General features: G+C 62.5%; 11 protein-coding genes and 1 pseudogene. 10 read left to right on the top strand and 2 right to left on the bottom strand.

Annotation, left to right across the window (positions count from 1 at the left end; translation table 11 throughout):
- The first annotated feature begins 20 nt into the window (after positions 1-20).
- The 10 genes and pseudogenes from QZY67_RS01190 to QZY67_RS01235 all read left to right on the top strand — a co-directional run bounded on the left by QZY67_RS01190 (position 21) and on the right by QZY67_RS01235 (position 14,125).
- Positions 21-791 carry a DUF881 domain-containing protein gene (locus QZY67_RS01190; RefSeq protein WP_295368164.1) on the top strand — a complete coding sequence of 257 codons (771 nt, stop codon included), beginning with the start codon at positions 21-23 and terminating at the stop codon, positions 789-791.
- Positions 788-1,180 (top strand): small basic family protein, encoded by a 393-nt coding sequence (locus tag QZY67_RS01195; RefSeq protein WP_295368165.1) that lies wholly within the window; start codon positions 788-790, stop codon positions 1,178-1,180. Before QZY67_RS01190 ends, QZY67_RS01195 begins: the two co-directional genes overlap by 4 nt.
- 48 nt (positions 1,181-1,228) lie before the next feature.
- A pseudogene (ftsZ, locus tag QZY67_RS01200) lies at positions 1,229-2,307 on the top strand (cell division protein FtsZ).
- 535 nt (positions 2,308-2,842) lie between these two features.
- Complete coding sequence (locus QZY67_RS01205) at positions 2,843-3,769, top strand: magnesium transporter CorA family protein (RefSeq protein WP_294534373.1); 927 nt, start codon at positions 2,843-2,845, stop codon at positions 3,767-3,769.
- 229 nt (positions 3,770-3,998) lie between these two features.
- Complete coding sequence (locus QZY67_RS01210; protein ID WP_295368166.1) at positions 3,999-5,720, top strand: FAD-binding protein; 1,722 nt, start codon at positions 3,999-4,001, stop codon at positions 5,718-5,720.
- A 269-nt stretch (positions 5,721-5,989) separates the two neighbouring features.
- Positions 5,990-7,354 carry a citrate/2-methylcitrate synthase gene (locus QZY67_RS01215; RefSeq protein ID WP_294534366.1) on the top strand — a complete coding sequence of 455 codons (1,365 nt, stop codon included), beginning with the start codon at positions 5,990-5,992 and terminating at the stop codon, positions 7,352-7,354.
- Positions 7,355-7,597: 243 nt separating this feature from the next.
- On the top strand, positions 7,598-11,281 hold the full coding sequence (locus QZY67_RS01220; RefSeq protein WP_295368167.1) for a hypothetical protein: 3,684 nt from the start codon (positions 7,598-7,600) through the stop codon (positions 11,279-11,281).
- Positions 11,281-11,787 carry a hypothetical protein gene (locus QZY67_RS01225; RefSeq protein ID WP_295368168.1) on the top strand — a complete coding sequence of 169 codons (507 nt, stop codon included), beginning with the start codon at positions 11,281-11,283 and terminating at the stop codon, positions 11,785-11,787. The genes QZY67_RS01220 and QZY67_RS01225 overlap by 1 nt, the downstream gene beginning before the upstream one ends.
- Positions 11,788-11,864: 77 nt before the next feature.
- Positions 11,865-12,296: a hypothetical protein gene (locus QZY67_RS01230; RefSeq protein ID WP_295368169.1), complete on the top strand. Its 432-nt coding sequence runs from the start codon at positions 11,865-11,867 to the stop codon at positions 12,294-12,296.
- 233 nt (positions 12,297-12,529) lie between these two features.
- Positions 12,530-14,125 carry an FAD-dependent oxidoreductase gene (locus QZY67_RS01235; protein WP_295368170.1) on the top strand — a complete coding sequence of 532 codons (1,596 nt, stop codon included), beginning with the start codon at positions 12,530-12,532 and terminating at the stop codon, positions 14,123-14,125.
- 60 nt (positions 14,126-14,185) lie between these two features.
- Here the strand turns inward: QZY67_RS01235 and QZY67_RS01240 are convergent, their stop codons facing one another.
- Together QZY67_RS01240 and QZY67_RS01245 are read right to left on the bottom strand one after the other, a co-directional pair.
- A complete protein-coding gene (locus QZY67_RS01240; protein WP_295368171.1) occupies positions 14,186-17,167 on the bottom strand; it encodes a M56 family metallopeptidase in 2,982 nt (993 codons plus the stop codon).
- Positions 17,168-17,548 (bottom strand): BlaI/MecI/CopY family transcriptional regulator, encoded by a 381-nt coding sequence (locus QZY67_RS01245; RefSeq protein ID WP_295368172.1) that lies wholly within the window; start codon positions 17,546-17,548, stop codon positions 17,168-17,170.
- Between the last annotated feature and the right edge of the window lie 30 nt (positions 17,549-17,578).

Genomic DNA, 17,578 nt, shown 5'->3' on the forward strand with positions numbered 1-17,578 from the left:
GGCTGGAGGAAGGAGAACAGATGGAACGGACTGAACGCAGGAAGAAGAACTGGGGCGAGCTGGCCATCGGCGGCGTGTGCGTGCTGCTGGGCATTCTGCTCTCCGTGCAGCTGCGCAGCGTCAAGGTCAACAGCGCCGCGGACGCCACAAACGCAGGCCGCCTGGAGACACTCCAGCAGCTCTACAACGAGACCGTGGACAGCCTGGAGAGCACCAGGGCCCAGCTGGAGCAGGCGCAGGCCGAGCTCCAGACCTACCGGGACGCGGCCGCCTCCGGCAGCAGCGAGAGCGAGGCCCTGCGCGCCGAGGTGGACAAGCTGGAGATGGAGGCAGGCCTGGTGGAGGTGGTGGGCCCCGGCGTGATGGTGAGCCTGCAGGACTCCAGCGCCGCCAACGTCACGGGCGACGAGGCCGACTACCTCATTCACGACAACGACCTGCTCTCCGTGCTCAACGAGCTGCGGGACGCGGGAGCGGAGGCCATCTCCCTCAACGGCGAGCGGATCATGGCCACTACTGAGATCCGCTGCGCCGGGTCCGTGGTCATTGTCAACGGCCGGCGGTACACCGCGCCCTTCGTGTTCAACGCCATCGGCGACCCCAACACCCTCTACTCCGCCCTCACCATGCGCAACGGCGTGGTGGACGTGCTGGGACAGTGGAAGATTGAGGTCAAGGTGACCCCCAGCGAGATGCTGACTGTACCCGCCTACAACGGCGTGATTGACTTCCAGTACGCCAAGCCCTCCACCGCCCAGAGCGAGGACACGGAAGGGGGTGCTGTGGGATGATTGAGCTGGCCGGCCTGATTGTGGGCCTTGTCATCGGCTGCTTCCTGCCCTGGCATGTGCCCAGCCAGTACAGCCTCTATGTGGCCACCGGACTGCTGGCCGCCCTGGACTCCGCCCTGGGGGGCATGAACGCCCGCATCAAAAAGAGCTTCAACCTGTCCATCTTCCTGTCCGGGTTCTTCGGCAACGCCGTCATCGCCGTGTTCCTGGCCTGGCTGGGGGACAAGCTGGGCCTGCCGCTGTACCTTGCGGCGGTGGTGGTTTTCGGCACCCGCATGTTCCAAAACTTTGCGGAAATCCGGCGGGAGCTATTGACCTCGCGCCAAAAGAAGGCTAGAATAGAACAAGATATAAATCATGGGCAGGGCTCAGAAAATGAGCTACCATAATTTTCATAAAAAGAGAGTTTTCACTTCTTTCACATAGGAGGAGCAGTTATGCCTTTTGGATTGGACAGCGGCCCCGATACGGTAGTTACCATTAAAGTCATCGGCGTCGGCGGCGGCGGCAACAACGTGGTCAACCGGATGGTAAAGTCCGGGATGAAGGGCGTGGATTTCATCGCGGTGAACACGGATAAGCAGGCGCTTACCATGTCCAGCGCTACCTATAAGATTCAGATCGGCGAGAAGCTCACCGGCGGCCAGGGCGCGGGCAGCGACCCCGAGGTGGGCCGCAAGTCCGCCGAGGAGAGCCGCAGCCAGATCTCCAAGGCCCTGGAGGACGCCGACATGGTGTTCATCACCGCCGGTATGGGCGGCGGCACCGGCACCGGCGCGGCTCCCATCGTGGCGGACATCGCCAAGGAGATGGGCATCCTCACCGTGGGCGTGGTCACCAAGCCCTTCAAGTTTGAGGGCCGCCGCCGTATGATGCAGGCGGAAAAAGGCATTGAGGAGCTGCGCACCCGGGTGGACAGCCTGGTCATCATCCCCAACGAGCGCCTCAAGTACGCCACCGACCAGAAGATCACCTTCGCCAACGCCTTCGAGATCGCCGACGATGTGCTCCGTCAGGCGGTGCAGTCCATCTCCGACCTCATCAGCAACACCGGCTTCATCAACCTGGACTTTGCCGACGTGACCGCGGTCATGCAGAACGCGGGTATGGCCCATATGGGCGTGGGCCGGGCCGCCGGCAAGAACAAGGCCGAGGAGGCCGCCAAGATGGCCATCTCCAGCCCCCTGCTGGAGACCTCCATCAACGGCGCCAAGTGGAGACCGCCGCCAACCTGGTGCAGGAGGCCGCCCACGAGGAGGCCAACATCATCTTCGGCGCCGCCTTTGACGACACGCTGGACGACGAGATCCGGGTTACCGTCATCGCCACCGGCTTTGAGGAGGCGGAGGACAGGATTTCCGCCACGCCCTTCTCCAGAGGCGGGGAGCAGAAGGCGCCCGCCGCCGCTGCCGCCCCCCAGGCGCCCAGGACCCTGGAGCCCATGACGGAGGCCGACTCCAAGATTGAGGACGATCCCTTCAACGATATCTTCAAGATCTTCAACCGGGGAAAATAACAATGCGAAACAGCGCGCCGGACTGCCTTTGGGCAGTCCGGCGCGTTTTTTCAGCGCTGCGGGGACATACCCGGGCTTCCTGGGTTGCATTCCGGAGAAAAGAGGCTTATAATAAGGTTTGCGCAGGCCCCGGCCCCTGGGGCGCGCAGCTCTGCGCCGGGGACCGGCGATTTTTGTGGAAAAGGAGTGATATGCGCCGTGAGCAGCGACCCTCTGAGTCGAACATGGAAGGACAACGAAACCAGCGCGGCGCACGGAGGCTGAAGGTGAAAGAAAATTCACCCATATCCGCGCCGCTTTTGCCGCCGGCGGGGCGTGTCACCCACCCATCCAAGGCCCGTGAAGGGCACGGAGTTTGGATGAGCGTATGACATGGAGCGTCTTTCGCGGCGGCCACAAAAAGACGCGCGGACAGCGGGCGTCACACCGAACCCGGATAAACGGAGCGGACAGCGGGCAGACTGCCGTATAATAGGCGCCGCGGCCCGGAGAAGGGTTCTGTCTGTCCCCGGCGCGTCGGAAAGACGTGATATTGATGCTCTCCATCCACAAAACCATTGACAAGAAAATGACCCGCCTGGACGCCATTCAGGACGGGTGCTGGATTAACCTGACCTACCCCACCGAGGACGAACTGAACACTGTGTCCGAGGCGCTGAACGTGGACCCGGGCTTCCTCCGGGCCGCGCTGGACGAGGAGGAGACCTCCCGTATCGACACCGAGGACGGCCAGACCCTGATTATCATCGACGTCCCCGCCGTGGAAAAGGATGACGCGGTGGTCTACTCCACCATCCCTCTGGGCATTATTGTGACGGAAAAGCACATCATCACCGTCTGCCTGAAGGAATCCTCCATTGTGAAGGACTTCCAGGACGGACTGGTAAAAAATGCCGAAACCCAGAAGCGGACCCGGTTTATCCTCTACATGCTCCTCCAGGTGGCCAAGCGCTTCCTGCAATACCTGAAGCAGATCGACAAGATCTACAACTACATGGAGCGGCACCTCTACAAGTCCCAGCGGAACAAGGAGCTCATCCAGCTGCTGGACCTGGAGAAATCGCTGGTTTACTTCAACACCTCCCTGAAGGCCAACGAGGTGACCCTGGAGAAAATCCTCCGGGGCCGCATTATCACACTCTACGAGGAGGACCACGACCTGCTGGAGGACGTGCTGATTGAGGTCCGCCAGGCCATTGAGATGGCCAACATCTACTCCTCCATCATCTCCGGCATGATGGACGCCTTTGCCAGCGTAATCTCCAACAACCTGAACGTGATCATGAAGGTTCTGACCTCCATCACCGTTTTGCTCACAGTGCCGAATATTATCTTCGGCTTTTACGGCATGAACATCACATCCGGCCTGCCGCTGGACCAGTTCTGGTGGATTCCGCTGATTTTGGCCGTAGCTGTCATCGTTGTGGTGGCGCTGATACTGAAACGGCACGACCTTTTTTGAGTGATACAAGCGCCGTGTGTCCTCCAATGAGGGACACACGGCGCTTGTGCATTATGACGAATGTTTACGGCAGGGAGATACAGGCAGCGGTTGACAACCGAGGAAAATGATATATAATTCACAATGTGCATTTCCATCCCCGCCGGTAAGGGAAAGAAGGCGGGGGACGGATACATCCGGGTTGTGCACACGCAGAGACACGCACAATGGAAAGGAAGGAACGAAACCAATGAAGAAAAGCAAACGAGCACTCAGCCTGGTTGCGGCCGGCGCCCTGCTTCTGACGGCGGCCTGCTCCACAACTCCGCCCGCGGGCAGCCCCTCCGGCACGCCCTCCGCCAGCCAGCCTCAGGCCAGCGAGCCCGCCCAGACCACCGCGGCCAGCGGCGTCTATGAGGGCAAGGGCACCGGCTATGGCGGCGAGGTCTCCGTCCTGCTGACCGTGGAGAACGGACAGATGACCGACCTGCGCCTGCTGGATCACCACGAGACCGATCCCGTGGTGAACCGGGCGTTCCCCATTCTGAAGGACCGCATTCTGGAGGCCCAGAGCCCTGTGGTGGACAGCGTCTCCAGCGCCACCTTCACCTCCTACGCCGTGAAGTCCGCCGTGGCTGACGCTGCCAGCCAGTACGGCCAGGATTTCGGCGAGATCACCATGACCACCGCCAGCGCCGAGACCCCCGCTGCGCCCGAGGATACCACCACCCAGCTGGTGGTCGTGGGCGGCGGCCCTGCCGGCCTCGCTGCCGCCATCTCCGCCAAGCAGAACGGCGTGGAGGACGTGATCCTCATTGAGAAGCTGGGCATCCTGTCCGGCAACGGCAAGTTCGACATGAACTTCTTTGACCTCATCAACTCCAAGGCCCAGCAGAAGGCCGGCATTGAGTACACCGTGGAGCAGTTCATCGAGGAGAAGAAGGACGCCGGCAACACCCCCGAGCGTCTCCAGGCCTGGGCTGAGGGCGAGTGGACCCTGGACGCCTGGCTGCGCGACATGGACATCCTCCTGAACCAGTCCAACGGCGGCACCAACCACATGGCCGAGAGCGACGTCTACGCCGGCGACCACATCCAGACCGGTCTGGAGAAGGAAGCCTATGAGCTGGGCGTTGACATCCGCCTGGAGAACAAGGGCACCGACCTCATCATGGAGGACGGCGTGTGCACCGGCGTTGTGGTGGAGACCAAGGGCGGCACCTACAACATCACCGCCGACGCTGTGGTGGTGGCCACCGGCGGCTTCTGCAACAACAAGGAGCTGCTGGCCAAGTACGCCCCCGGCCACGAGGTGCTGGAGACCTCCAACTCCATGGGCACCACCGGCGACTTCATCCCCGTGTTTGAGAAGAACGGCTTCGGCCTGGAGAACATGGGCAAGATGTCCGTCTTCTCCTACATCCTCAATCCCCGCCGGGATCTGACCGGCGGCGGCTCCGGCTTCCTGCTGGTGAACAAGGACGGCTCCCGCTTCATCGACGAGGCCTCCACCTCCGGCCTGGAGCTGGGCACTGCCATCCTGGCTCAGCCCGACGGCGCCGCCTTCTACCTGGCTGACCGCACCCTGTACGAGGACAATTTCCGTACCCGCAAGCACGTGGCCGCCGGCTACTATCAGCAGGGCGAGACCCTGGACGAGCTGGCTGAGAAGCTGGGCATCGACGCCGAGGGCCTGAAGGCCGCTGTTGCGGACTACAACGCCAACCTGCCCGAGGGCGCCCGTCCCTTTGACGCTGAGGGCCCCTACTACGGCGCCAAGGTTCAGACCGCCAACCACATGACCAAGGGCGGCGTCACCGCCGACGAGCGCGCCCAGGTCCTCTATGAGGACGGCACTGTGGTGCCCGGCCTGTACGCCGCCGGCGAGGTCACCTGGATCAGCGGCGCTTACAGCGCGGCTGTGGTCTTTGGCCGCATCGCCGGCGCTTCCGTGGCCGAGGACATCCTGTAAGCTGTTCCGGCTGCAGAAAATAACGCGCAAAAAACGTGCCGCTCTCTGAGCGGCACGTTTTTTGCGCCATTTTTACGGAATTTTGGATATATAAACAGGGACTGTCATATAAAATAAGTTTGAAAAACAAGGTCTTGCAAAAACACTGTGTATCCATTCATAAAATAGAAACAATTTCACGCTATAATAATCAGCAAGCTATTACTTCATCCACCAAAACGCAAGGGCCGCCCGTAGGCGGCCCTTTCCCGGAAAAAGGAGGTCTGACAATGGCAAGCAATCCGAATTACAATGAAGTGACGCCTGAGGTAACCGCATTGGCCAACCTGGCCCTGGCCAACAGCAGTATTTCCCCGGACGACTATGTGAAGTATGACGTGAAGCGGGGGCTGCGGGATCTCAACGGCAAAGGCGTTGTTGCGGGCCTGACAGAGATATCGGAAATCGTGGCCAAGAGGGCAGTGGACGGCAAAGAGGTGCCCTGCGAAGGCGAGCTCTACTACCGGGGCATCAATGTGGAGCAGTTGGTCAGCGGGGCTCTGAAGGAGAAGCGCTTCGGATTTGAGGAGACCGCCTACCTGCTCCTGGTGGGCCGCCTGCCCAACGCCGATGAGCTCTCAGCCTTCCGCGGTCAGCTCTCTTATTACCGCTCCCTGCCCACCAACTTTGTCCGGGATGTGATTCTCAAAGCCCCCAGCAAAGACATCATGAACTCCCTGGCCCGCAGCGTACTCAATCTGGCGGCCTATGACGACCGGGCGGACGACACCTCCCTGCCCAACGTGATGCGCCAGTGTCTCCAGATGATCGCCGTGTTCCCTCTGCTGGCGGTGTACGGCTACCAGGCCTATAATTATAAGGAGGGCAACAGCCTCTACATCCACGCGCCCCGGGCGGAGCTGTCCACAGCGGAGAACATCCTGGCCCTCCTGCGCCCCGACGCATCCTACTCCTTCTGGGAGGCCCATGTGCTGGACGTGTGCCTCACCCTCCACGCCGAGCACGGCGGCGGCAACAACTCCACCTTTACCACCCACGTGGTCACCTCCTCCGGGACGGATACATACTCCTGCATGGCGGCGGCGCTGGCCTCCCTCAAGGGGCCCCGCCACGGCGGCGCCAACATCAAGGTCATCCGCATGTTTGAGGACATGAAGGAGCGCGTCCGGGACTGGAAGGATGAGGATGAGGTGAAGGCCTACCTCCAGGCCCTGCTGGATCGGAAGGCCTTTGACAAGGCGGGCCTCATCTACGGCATGGGCCACGCGGTGTACTCCCTGTCCGACCCCCGGGCCAACATCCTCCGGTCGTTTGTGGAGCGGCTGTCCCGGGAGAAGGGCCGCACCGAAGAGTACGAGCTCTACTCCATGGTGGAGCGGCTGGGCCCTCAGATCATCGCCGGCGACCGGAAAATCTACAAGGGCGTGTCCGCCAATGTGGACTTCTACTCCGGCTTTGTCTACCACATGCTGGACCTGCCTCTGGAGCTGTACACCCCCATCTTCGCCCTGGCCCGGGTGGCGGGCTGGAGCGCCCACCGCATCGAGGAGCTGATCAACATGGGCAAGATCATCCGTCCCGCCTATCAGTATGTGGGACGCCGGCAGGATTACAAGAGCCTGTCGGAGCGGTGAGCCGAAAAAGAATACGGACGATTCAGGCGGAGAAGCACAGGAATGCTTCTCCGCTTGGATTTTTCAGGAAGAAAGAGCAAGGGCAGACAGGGCGACATTGATTTTTCTGCTGCGCGCTGATATACTTTGAGCATAGTTTCTTTCCGGATGGGAGGCTTGGAAATGGGGAACACAGCGTTTGAACGGCGAAAAAGGGCAAATGCATTTTTCCGTAGCTTTAACTGCAATCCGATGATTCTCTTTGTGGGCAGACATATCAGCGATGAGGAGCTGAAACTGGTGGCGGACTGCCCATGGAGCTGCGTAATGACCAGCAGGACGGATGCGGCTTTCAGCACCTGTTTTAAAAAGACGGAGCGCTCTGTCCAGGAGTACACGACCAGGGCGGAAATTCTCGCAAGGCCGCTGAAGCGGGAGAAGCTGCCCATTCTGCGGCTGTGCGGCGTGGAGGGCCATATCCAGGAGGAGGCGGCCAACGACGACGCATTTTTGAAGTCCATCGGCCTTTCTGACGGCGGAACGGACATCACTGCCGCCGCCCACGCACAGGAGCTGCTTCAGCTGTTGCCCAGCCTGCTGGACTGCGTCAGCCAGATGGTGGTCACCGGCTACCGGCCCGAGACAGAGGGAGAGCTGTCCCTGGCCGTATTCGCCAGAGCATTGCTCACCGTGCCCAACGGCAATGTCCAGTTCTGGGGTGTGGACCTGGACCAGCCCTCCGGCGGGCAGCTGAAACAGATTGCCGACCGGAAGAGCTTCTATTTGTCGGCGGATAAACTGGCCGATATCATCCGTGAGCGCACGGAGGATGTGGCGCCGGTGGCGCCGGCGGACAGCGGCGACCTCTATTATGTGAACAACGGGCCTGTCAGCATCCGACCGGAGGAGCTGATGCATTATGGCTATCTGGCCACCCTGCTCACCGACCGGATCGTCTATAAAATCCGCCCCTACGGGAAGCTCCAGTATGAGAAATGGTTTTCCAATTTCCTGGAACTGAGCGCCTCCAACGGACCCCAGTGGTATGGCTATCTGCCTCACTCCACTTTTTATATAAAACGGAGTTATGAGGATACCATTGTCCAGCTGACCAGAAAAATGCTCTCCGGCGGCGGGATGTTTGACCCGCAGGAGTCCGGCCCCATTGTCCTGACCGGCCATCCCAGCAGCAGCAAGAGCATCACCTTGGGAGCGCTGGCCTACCGGATTTACAACGAAAAGCTCTGCCCTGTTGTTTTTATCCAGAATGATACGCTGCTCTTCTACAACGGCAGCCAGGAGCTGGACGACCTGGACAATTTGATGCAGTACATCGAGCAGCAGGACGGCATGGGGGCCACCCGCATCCTACTGGTGTGGGACTGCTCCTCTTACCGCTCCGGTGTCAGCAATGCCCAGAATCTGGTCCGGCAGCTGAAAAACAGAGGCCGGCGCTTTGTGCTGGTGTGCAGCGCATACAGCAAACCTGAGGACAACGCCGCCGACACAGAATTTTACAGGATGGAAAAGACAGGAGAGTCCACTCGCTTTGTGGCGTGCGGCGCGGAACATGCCCAAGTCATCCGGAGCCGTCAGAGCTATTATGTGCCCACCACCCGTGTCCTGACCGAGCGGGAGGTGGCTGACCTGCGGAGCAAATTCCGGGACTACTCCGGCATTGATTCGGCCACGCTGAGAAGCTGGTTTGAGCGGCTTGGCCGGGAGGGAGAGCCCGATATTTTCAACTACTTCTATAAGCTCATCGCCCTGCTGCGGCCCCAGCTGGAGGAGGGGCTGTCCCGGGAGCAGCGGAAGGTGGCCCAGTACGTCAACGAGCGCTTTGACAAGATTCTGGGGGGAGAGAAGAAAAAAAAGGAGCTCAGCCCCATGATGCAGGCCTTCCTGAAGGCAGGGTTCACGCCTGAGGAGATTCCGTCGGAGGTGGCCGGGGAGGAAAAGGAGGGAAGCGACACAGAGTTCAACGAGGCACTGGACCGGATGAACCTCTGTGTAGCCATGTTCAGCCGCTTCAAGCTGGACATGCCCAGCGGCCTTGCCTTTTCCATTCTGCTGAACCAGTCCTCCAGAGGCAGCGTGTACAGTACCGAGAACCGGGCGCTGTTCCATGAGGTGACCAATATCCCCTGGCTCTACTACGGTGAGAGCGAAACCGGCGGAGATTTCGTCTTTCGATTCCGCAACGCGCTGGAGGCCAAGATTTTCCTGGACAACAAGGGGTACGGCGGACGTGAGCAGGTGGATCTGCTGTGCGACATCATGGACCGCTACGGCCAGGATTACCGCCGCAGCCAGTGCATTGACGAGGAACTGACCAAGAGTCTTCAGGATTTGCTGCGCCTGATGGGCCCCAATTCCCGCTATCTGCCCTTCCAGCAGAGAAAGGAAGGGCACGGGGAGATTCTCAGCAATCTGGACCGGCTCATTGAAAAAGTGAAGGACATCCGGGACGTGTACGGCGTACCCGATATGGATATGGGCTTTGCGTCCATCATCGTCACCTTCACCCGGGAGTTTTACGGAGGACTGTGGGATGAGGCCTGCAAGGACCGGATGAGCTCCGGAGAGAAGCCGTGGGAGTATGACAGAGAGTGGTACTCGGTGGAGCGCTACGAATACCGGCTTCAGCGGCTGTACGAGGCTCTGACCCTGGCCAACCGCTGCGTGGACGAGCTGGACGGCACAATCCAGTCTCGGGACGACTGGTACAGCAAGCAGCACCTGGCGGAGCAGCGGGATATGCTGATGGTGGAAATCGCCCAGTGCAACTCCCTGGTGGAGCGGATGGGAGAGGAGTACCGGGAGTGCTGTGCGGCCTGTAACGCCAAGCCGGAGCAGATCCAGTACAGCGGCTGCCACATGCAGTACCCGGAGATTTTCCGCCAGCTGGTCCGGGTTATCAACCGCCAGCCCACCAACGGATATGCCTACAACGTGCTCTTCAAGGCCTTCCTCAGAGCCTACAACAAGGAGAGCCGCAGCGAAAAGCGGCTGCAGTACCTCAGCGAGATCATGCAGATTGTAGATATCTGCAGCAACACGGAGGTGCTCAACCGGGGCGCCAACGGCAGGGACGAGATCAGTGAAAACATCACAGCCATTCAGGCCCTCAGCAACGACTTCAGGATCTCCATTGACGAGATTAAGAACCGGAGTGCCGGAGCGCAGAACACCTACTACGACCTCTACGACAAGCTGCTGGAGGCAAACAACCCTGCGGCCATTACCTTCATCTGCCAGAAGGAGCTGGACAGGGCAAAGATTGCGTTCCGCATGAACAGCCAGCTCTCCGACTATCAGGTCATGATGTGTGAAAAAATACGGAAGTTCATGCGCAGCAGTGAGAATTTCCAGTGCATCGCAGCCAATGCCTACGCGCTGGCCATGCTGATCCGGGTCAGCTGGATGAGTTATAACAGGCGCTCCCTGCAGGGCAGCGCCGAGTGCCAGCTGACCAGGCTGAACCGGAGCCAGTGGGAAGACCTGCACGGGCTGTGCCGGCAGTACTTTGACCGGGCGGAGGCCGCGGGCCGCCAGCCCATCCTGGTGCTGCTCTATGCGCTGTCCACCCTCCAGACCGGATGGAACTACAACGCGGCCGATCAGATTCTGAAAACCCTGGATGAGGGACAGTTCTATGCCTCTGCCAGAATGCGCACACCCTTTATGATCTGCGACGAGACAGGGGCGCCGCTGAAGTACAGCGGCACCGTGCTGAGCACCAAGGATTACAGCGGATATATCCGGGTTAACGGTGTGCCGGAGCATCTTGGCAGCAGAACCGGCATCCGGTTCCACCGGGCCAACCTGGGACGTACCACCCGTATGCCCGAGCGGAACAGCGTGCTTACGGATCTGGAACTGGGCATAGGCTATATGGGGCTGTCTGTGTATACGGACAGCGGAAGACAGGAACGGGGGGCGCAGTGATGAGCAGTATCCTTATCTCTGCGGAGCCTGCGGAAGCTCTGAACCGGAGAATCCGGGAGAAAATCGATCCAGCCCTCTTCCTCACCTGCAATTACGCGCCCACGGCGGTACCCTCGCTCCACTGGGACGCCAGGTTTTATCTGGCCGTCCAGAACCTGTACAAGTTCGCGGTGGACAGCACCTGTGTGACACCGGCGCTGTACCACTTTACGCCTGAGGCCGAACGGTGGCGCTTCAGCCGCTTCCGGGAACTGGTGGATACTATAAAAATGCTGCGAGCCGTGCTGGACCACAACAACAGTCAGGCCAACGGCTTCTTTGAGCAGCATCAGCTGGAGGAGTACAGGACGTGGCAGCAGAGAGAACTGGGGAAGATACAGGCGGAGACCGATCAGGACTTCGAACGGCTGTACAGGGCATTGGAACAGATAGGCGAAAAGCTGATTACCCAGCTCACGCTGTTTGTGGATCTGGTGGCGGAGGCCGCGGACAAGGCGCCGTTGTAGACCACTGGAAAAGGGAAATTCTGAACTGGTACTGCAAAAAGCAGGATATCTACCTGGGGCAGCTTGCCGCTGCCTATATGGCCAACGCTGCGGCCGCAGGCGTCAATATAAACCGAATCAAAGCCTATAACATCCGGCCAAAGCTGGACCGCTGGATTGAAAACGCCCTCTTTGCCCACCTGGACGAGAAAATCAGAAGCTGCGATTTCATCATCCAGGCGTATCCGTCGGCGGCCTGTGAGGCACAGAAAAAGAAGGAGGAGTACTGCCGGGAGAGCGAAGCGCTGCGGGAGGAGATCCAAAGATCTGTTTCCCGGCGGTCGGGAAACAGAAGGAGCACGGCGGCGGACTGCCGGGACTATTTCTTCTCCCGCCTGTATCCCCAGATCCAGGCGACGCTGGAGAACTGCGGATGTGGAATGCTGCCCCAGGAATTGCTGCAGGAGGACATTAAACGGCACTTTACCGGCGTAGAGGCCGAGGACTTTGACCGGGAGGCCGGATTTTGAGGGCGGCGCGGCGCCCAGGCCGCCGAAAAAGCCCCTGCATGGTTTTCGGCGGCCTTCCCAAATGCTGTCGCGTTTCGGCCGGGCCGCCTTTTTCCAACGGACAGAATGGACGGAGCGCAAGGCCATAAAATCCTCTTGACATTCCCCCGGGAGGAGGGGGTATTCTGTTAGGGAAGAAGATACGCGGCCCCGGGCGGCCGTGAAAGACGGGGAACAGGGAAAGGAGCCGGAGTATGAGACCTGTAGAGCTGGAAACTGACGTGCTGGTACTGGGGGGCGGCAGCGCCGGGCTGTGCGCGGCCATGGCGGCCCGGGAGGCGGGGGCCCGGGTGACCCTGGCCTACAAGCGGGGGGGCAACGCCACCGCTGTGGCCGCCGGCGGGTACGCGGTGGTGCTGCCCGACGCGGCGGACGACTCCATGGACCGCCTGATGGCGGACGCCCTCCGCAGCGGCACGGAGCTGGTGGACCAGCCTCTGCTGCGCCGTCTGGCCGAGCGGGCCTACCCCGCCATAGAGCGGGTGACGGAGTGGGGGGTGGAGTTCTACCGCAACGAGGACGGCAGCTACCGCCGCTTCCGCTCCGGCGGGCACTCGGTGCCCCGGTCCCTGCGCTGCGCCTCCGGCCGGGGCAGCGATTCCTACGGCGTCCTCTTCCGCCGGGCGGGAGAGGAGGGCGTGGCCATGCTGAAAAACGCCCTCATCACCCAGCTGCTGCGGAAGGACGGCCGGGTGCGGGGCGCGGCGGGCATGGACGGGGATGGCAACCCCCTGCTGATTGCGGCCAAGACGGTGGTGCTGGCCACCGGCGGCATGGCCGCCCTCTACGAGCACACCACCACCGCCCCCGGCCTCACCGGCGAGGGGTATATTTTGGCTCTGGAGGCGGGCTGCCGCCTGCGGGACATGGAGTTTGTCCAGTTCATGCCCACCACGCTGGCCGCGCCGCCGGGGCTGAAGGGCAAGCTGGTCAACGACACCCTCCGGGGGGAGGGGGCCGCCATCCTCAACAGCGAGGGCGAGCGGTTCATGGAGCGCTATGACCCGGTGCTGAAGGATGTGGCGGCCCGGGACATCCTGTCCGCCGCCATTGCCAAGGAGGTGGCCGCCGGACGGGGCAGCCCCATGGGCGGCGTGTATGTGGACGCCCGGCACATCCCGGAAAAAGCCCTGCTCCAGAGCTTCGGTGCGTGCAAGGCCCTGCGGGCGGCGGGCATCGACCCGTCCAGGGACCTGATTGAGGTGGTGCCTGCGGCCCACTTCTCCTGCGGCGGCGTGGTCATCGACGTGGACTGCCACACCGACGTGCCCGGCCTGTACGCCGTGGGCGAGGTGGCCGGCGGCATCCACGGCGCCAACCGGCTGGGGGCCACGGCCCTGACGGAGAACGTGGTCTTCGGCCAGATTGCCGGGCAGTTTGCGGCGGAGGAGGCGGAAAAGACGCCCGCGCCCGCCGGGCTGACCTGGGACGCGCCGGCGCAGTGCAGCGACTGCCCCCCCGACCAGGGGACGGAGGACATGCTCACCGGCGGCGAGAAGAAGATCCGCCGTATTCTCTGGCAGTACGGCGGCATCCTGCGGGACGCCCAGGGCCTGACCCAGGGCCTGGTGGAGCTGGGCTACCTGGACCGGCAGCTCTCTGAGCTGCCCACGCCCAACTTTGTCCAGCAGCAGAAGAAGCGCCGCCTGACCCAGCTGGTCTACCTGGCCAGCCTGGTGCTCCAGTCCGCCCTCCGGCGGACCGAGAGCCGTGGCTGCCACACCCGCACCGACTTCCCCGACACCGACCCCAGCCAGGAGAAGAGCATTATCCTCTCTCTGAAAGATTAAACAGAACATTAAACAGAACAACGTGCCCGGAGCCTGCGCTCCGGGCACGTTTTGTGTGGATTACTCCTGGGAGAGGGCGTCGCCGAAGAAGTCGCTGTACCGGAAGGAGGAGAGGCCGCCGTCTATGGAGAAGAGCAGATCCTCCACCGGGAGGGCCTCCGCAGGGACGGTGAGAGCAAACCAGCCGTTGGCGGGCGCCTCCGTGCGGACCTCGTAGGGGAGGTCCCCGGCGGTCTGGACGGTGATTTCCGCCGTGGTGAAGGGCACGTCGGGGCCGCTGGGGTCGGTCCAGGTGGAGCCGCCCAGGAAACCGAACACCAGGGCGTTGTCTTCGTCATACCGCAGCACCCCGGCGGTGACCCGGGGACTCATCAGGGGGTCGCAGGTGCCCCGCTCCGAGAGACGCCAGCTGCCGTCCTCATTCCGCCAGGCTACCCGGGCCGCATAGCCCACCTCGCCGTCCCCGGTCCAGCTGCCCATAATCAGATAGCCGGTGTCGTAGGGGATGGCTGCCGCCACCTCATAGCCGTCCTCAGCGGCCAGGAAGGCGTCCACGGCCTCGTCCACAGGGAGGTCGGTCAGCCGGTCGCGGATGGGGAAATTGTCCTCATCCACGAAGTCCAGAGAGAGCGGGTCCTCGGGCTGGCCGGTCCGGGCGGGAATCCACTCCAGATGGAGCACCCTGTCCTCCCCGCCCCAGTCGGTCAGACGGGCCAGCATGTTTCCGGGTTCCACCTGGTCTCCAACCGCCACATAGAGGTCGGACAGATTGGCATAGCGGAAGGAGCCCTCCTCACAGGAGACGACGATGTACGTCCCATACTGGGGGTCGGCGCCTATCTCGGTGACGGTGCCGGAACAGGCGGAGGCAGCGGCGACTGCGATAATGTCCACACCCGGGTGGTCCTGTGAGAAAGGACGGGCGATCTGGTAGTGGCTGATAACGGGCCAGAGATAGCCGCTGTAAGTGACGGGCTGCCAGGCGGACTCCGTCAGGCCCACCACCCGGTTCCCCCCATCCAGATAGAGGGTGTAGCCCGAGTTGAGGCGGCCCTCCAGAGAGACCATGGCATCGGAGTAAGGAAGGGGAGAAATATTCCCAAAGCCGTGCCCGAAGAGGGCTACGGGAAAGTCGGGGTCGGACAGCGGATAGGTCTGGTCAGTTCCGTCCTCGGCCCGGAAGGTAAGCGAGCTGTCGGAGAAGGAGACCAGCTGTCCCTCCAGCCGGGTGGGGAGGGGGGCGCCGCTGAGGGTGAAGTCCTCCGGGGCAAGCCGCCGGCCGGTGGAGTCCAGAGCCCGGTACTCATCCCGATTCTCCTCGGAGAACTGCACGTCGCTGGGATAGGTGGCGTAGAAAACCGTGCCCTCTGTCTCCGCCAGAATCACCATCATGGTGGGGTAACTGGACTCAGGGTCGTCGCCCCACTCCTCATAGAAAACGTCCCGGTCCGCCGTATGCATGCTCAGGAGCCAGCCGCCCGTTTCATCCCGGTTTTTGATATAGAAGTCCCAGCTGTCGGGCCCCTCCGCCACCTCGTACAGCCCGGCCCAGTTCTCGGGCAGCTGAAGGGTGAAGCCCCAGACCTGGCTGGTGTAGGAGGGGTTGACTTCCGTCCGAACCACGGGCAGAAGGTCCACCGTGATGATCTGCTCGCCGTTCTCCGGGTCTGGCAGGGCGGCGTCCAGGGTGAGCTCGGTGACGGAGGAGAGGTCCCACGACGCCAGCAGGTCCTCGTCCTGGGTGCGGATGGCGGCAATCTGGGCGTCGGTGAGGGGGATGGTGTAGGTCTCGCCCGCCTCCCAGACAGTGCCGTCCAGGTAGTGGAGGCTCATGCCGCTCTCGCTGTCCATCTCCTGCCGCGCCGCAATGTGGATGGACCAGTCAGAGGCGGGGGAGTAGCCTGCCGGGACGGTGAAGGTGAGGGCGGCGGTGTCGGGGTCAAAGGCGATGCTCTCCTGCAATGTATCCAGCGCCTCCCGGGCGGTGAGGGTGTTCCCGGACGGGGTTTCCCCGCCCTCCGCCTGCTCGCAGGCCACCAGGCCGCCCAGGGCCAGCACCAGGGCCAGGGCGCAGCACAGCAGGGGCACGCCCCGGCGCTTTTTCAGGAACAGGTTGCCCAGCCGGTCCTTCAGCTGTCCCTTTCCGCTGCCGAAGCGGGTGGAAAGGGCGGGACCGGAGGCATCCGCGGCGGCCTGGAGCAGCACCTGGCCGTACTCACGCCGCCCGCCGCCGTTCAGGCTGCGGATGACCGCCTCGTCACAGCAAAGTTCCAGGTTGCGGCCCGCCTCCCGGGCCATCCACCACACCAGGGGGTTGAACCAGTGGACCGCGTTGGCCAGCAGCATGACCGCCTTGTAGGCCACGTCCCGGCGCTTCAGGTGGAGCAGCTCGTGGCGGAGGGTCAGGTCCAGCTCACTGTCCGTCAGGCCCCGGTCTGGGAGGAGAATCACCGGCCGGGCCAGCCCCAGCATCATGGGGGAGCGGACGGCGGAGGAGCGCATCAGTCCCACGGGGCGGCGGATGTCCAGCGCCTGCCGGAGGGCGGAGCACCTGTCCGCCTGTTCCGGGGTGGGGGGCAGGGCGGCGCGAAGCAGCCTCCGCCGGGCCAGCAGGTAGGATACGCAGTGGAGCGCCAGGAAGACTGCCGCGCCCGCCAGCCAGAGAATGGAGAGCAGCTGGGTGGAGCGGATGGTCACAGGCTCAGGCTCCGGGGCGGTCTGAACCTGCTGGGGCAGGGGTTCCGCCGGGGATTGACTGGCCTGGCCGGAGGGATTTTGCTCGGTTGGGATCATGTTCTGCACCGGGGCGGGGCGCTGTACCGGCGCGGAGATGGAATAAGCGGGCACCTCCACCGTGACGGCGGGGGCGAACCAGCTCAGCTGTACCGGCAGGACCAGCCGCAGGGCCAGCAGGAGAAAGAGCACGTAGAGGGTACGGGCGGCGTAACGGTGGCGGATGCGCCGGGCCAGGAGCAGCAGGGGCAGCAGCACAGCGGAGCAGGCCGCCGACAATGTGAGCACGCGCAGCAGCAGGTCTTCCATTTACCTCGCCTCCTCTTCCAGTTGGTCCAGGTAGGCCCGCAGCTCGGCCACATCCTCCCGGCGCAGGCTGCCGCCGTCGTGGAGGGCGGCGGCAAAGCGGCGGAGGGAGCCGGCGTAGAGCTTGCCCAGAATGGTCTTTCCCTCCTCCTCCTGGTAGCGGGCCTTGGAGATCAGAGGGGCGTACAGGTTGGTCTTGCCCGCCTTGCGGCAGGAGAGAAAGCCCTTCTCCTCCAGCCGCTTCAGGTAGCTGTGGAGGGCGCTGGCGGTGAGGGGCCGGTCCAGGGCGGAGAGAATCTCCGGCGCGGAGATCTCCCCCTCCGCCGCCCACACGGCCAGCATGATGTCCAGCTCGGACTCAGGCAGACGCTTGAAGAAATCCACAGGGTGCACCTCCTTTTTCTGCAAATGCAA

The organism is uncultured Pseudoflavonifractor sp., assembly GCA_904419835.1.
Classification (GTDB): domain Bacteria; phylum Bacillota; class Clostridia; order Oscillospirales; family Oscillospiraceae; genus Pseudoflavonifractor.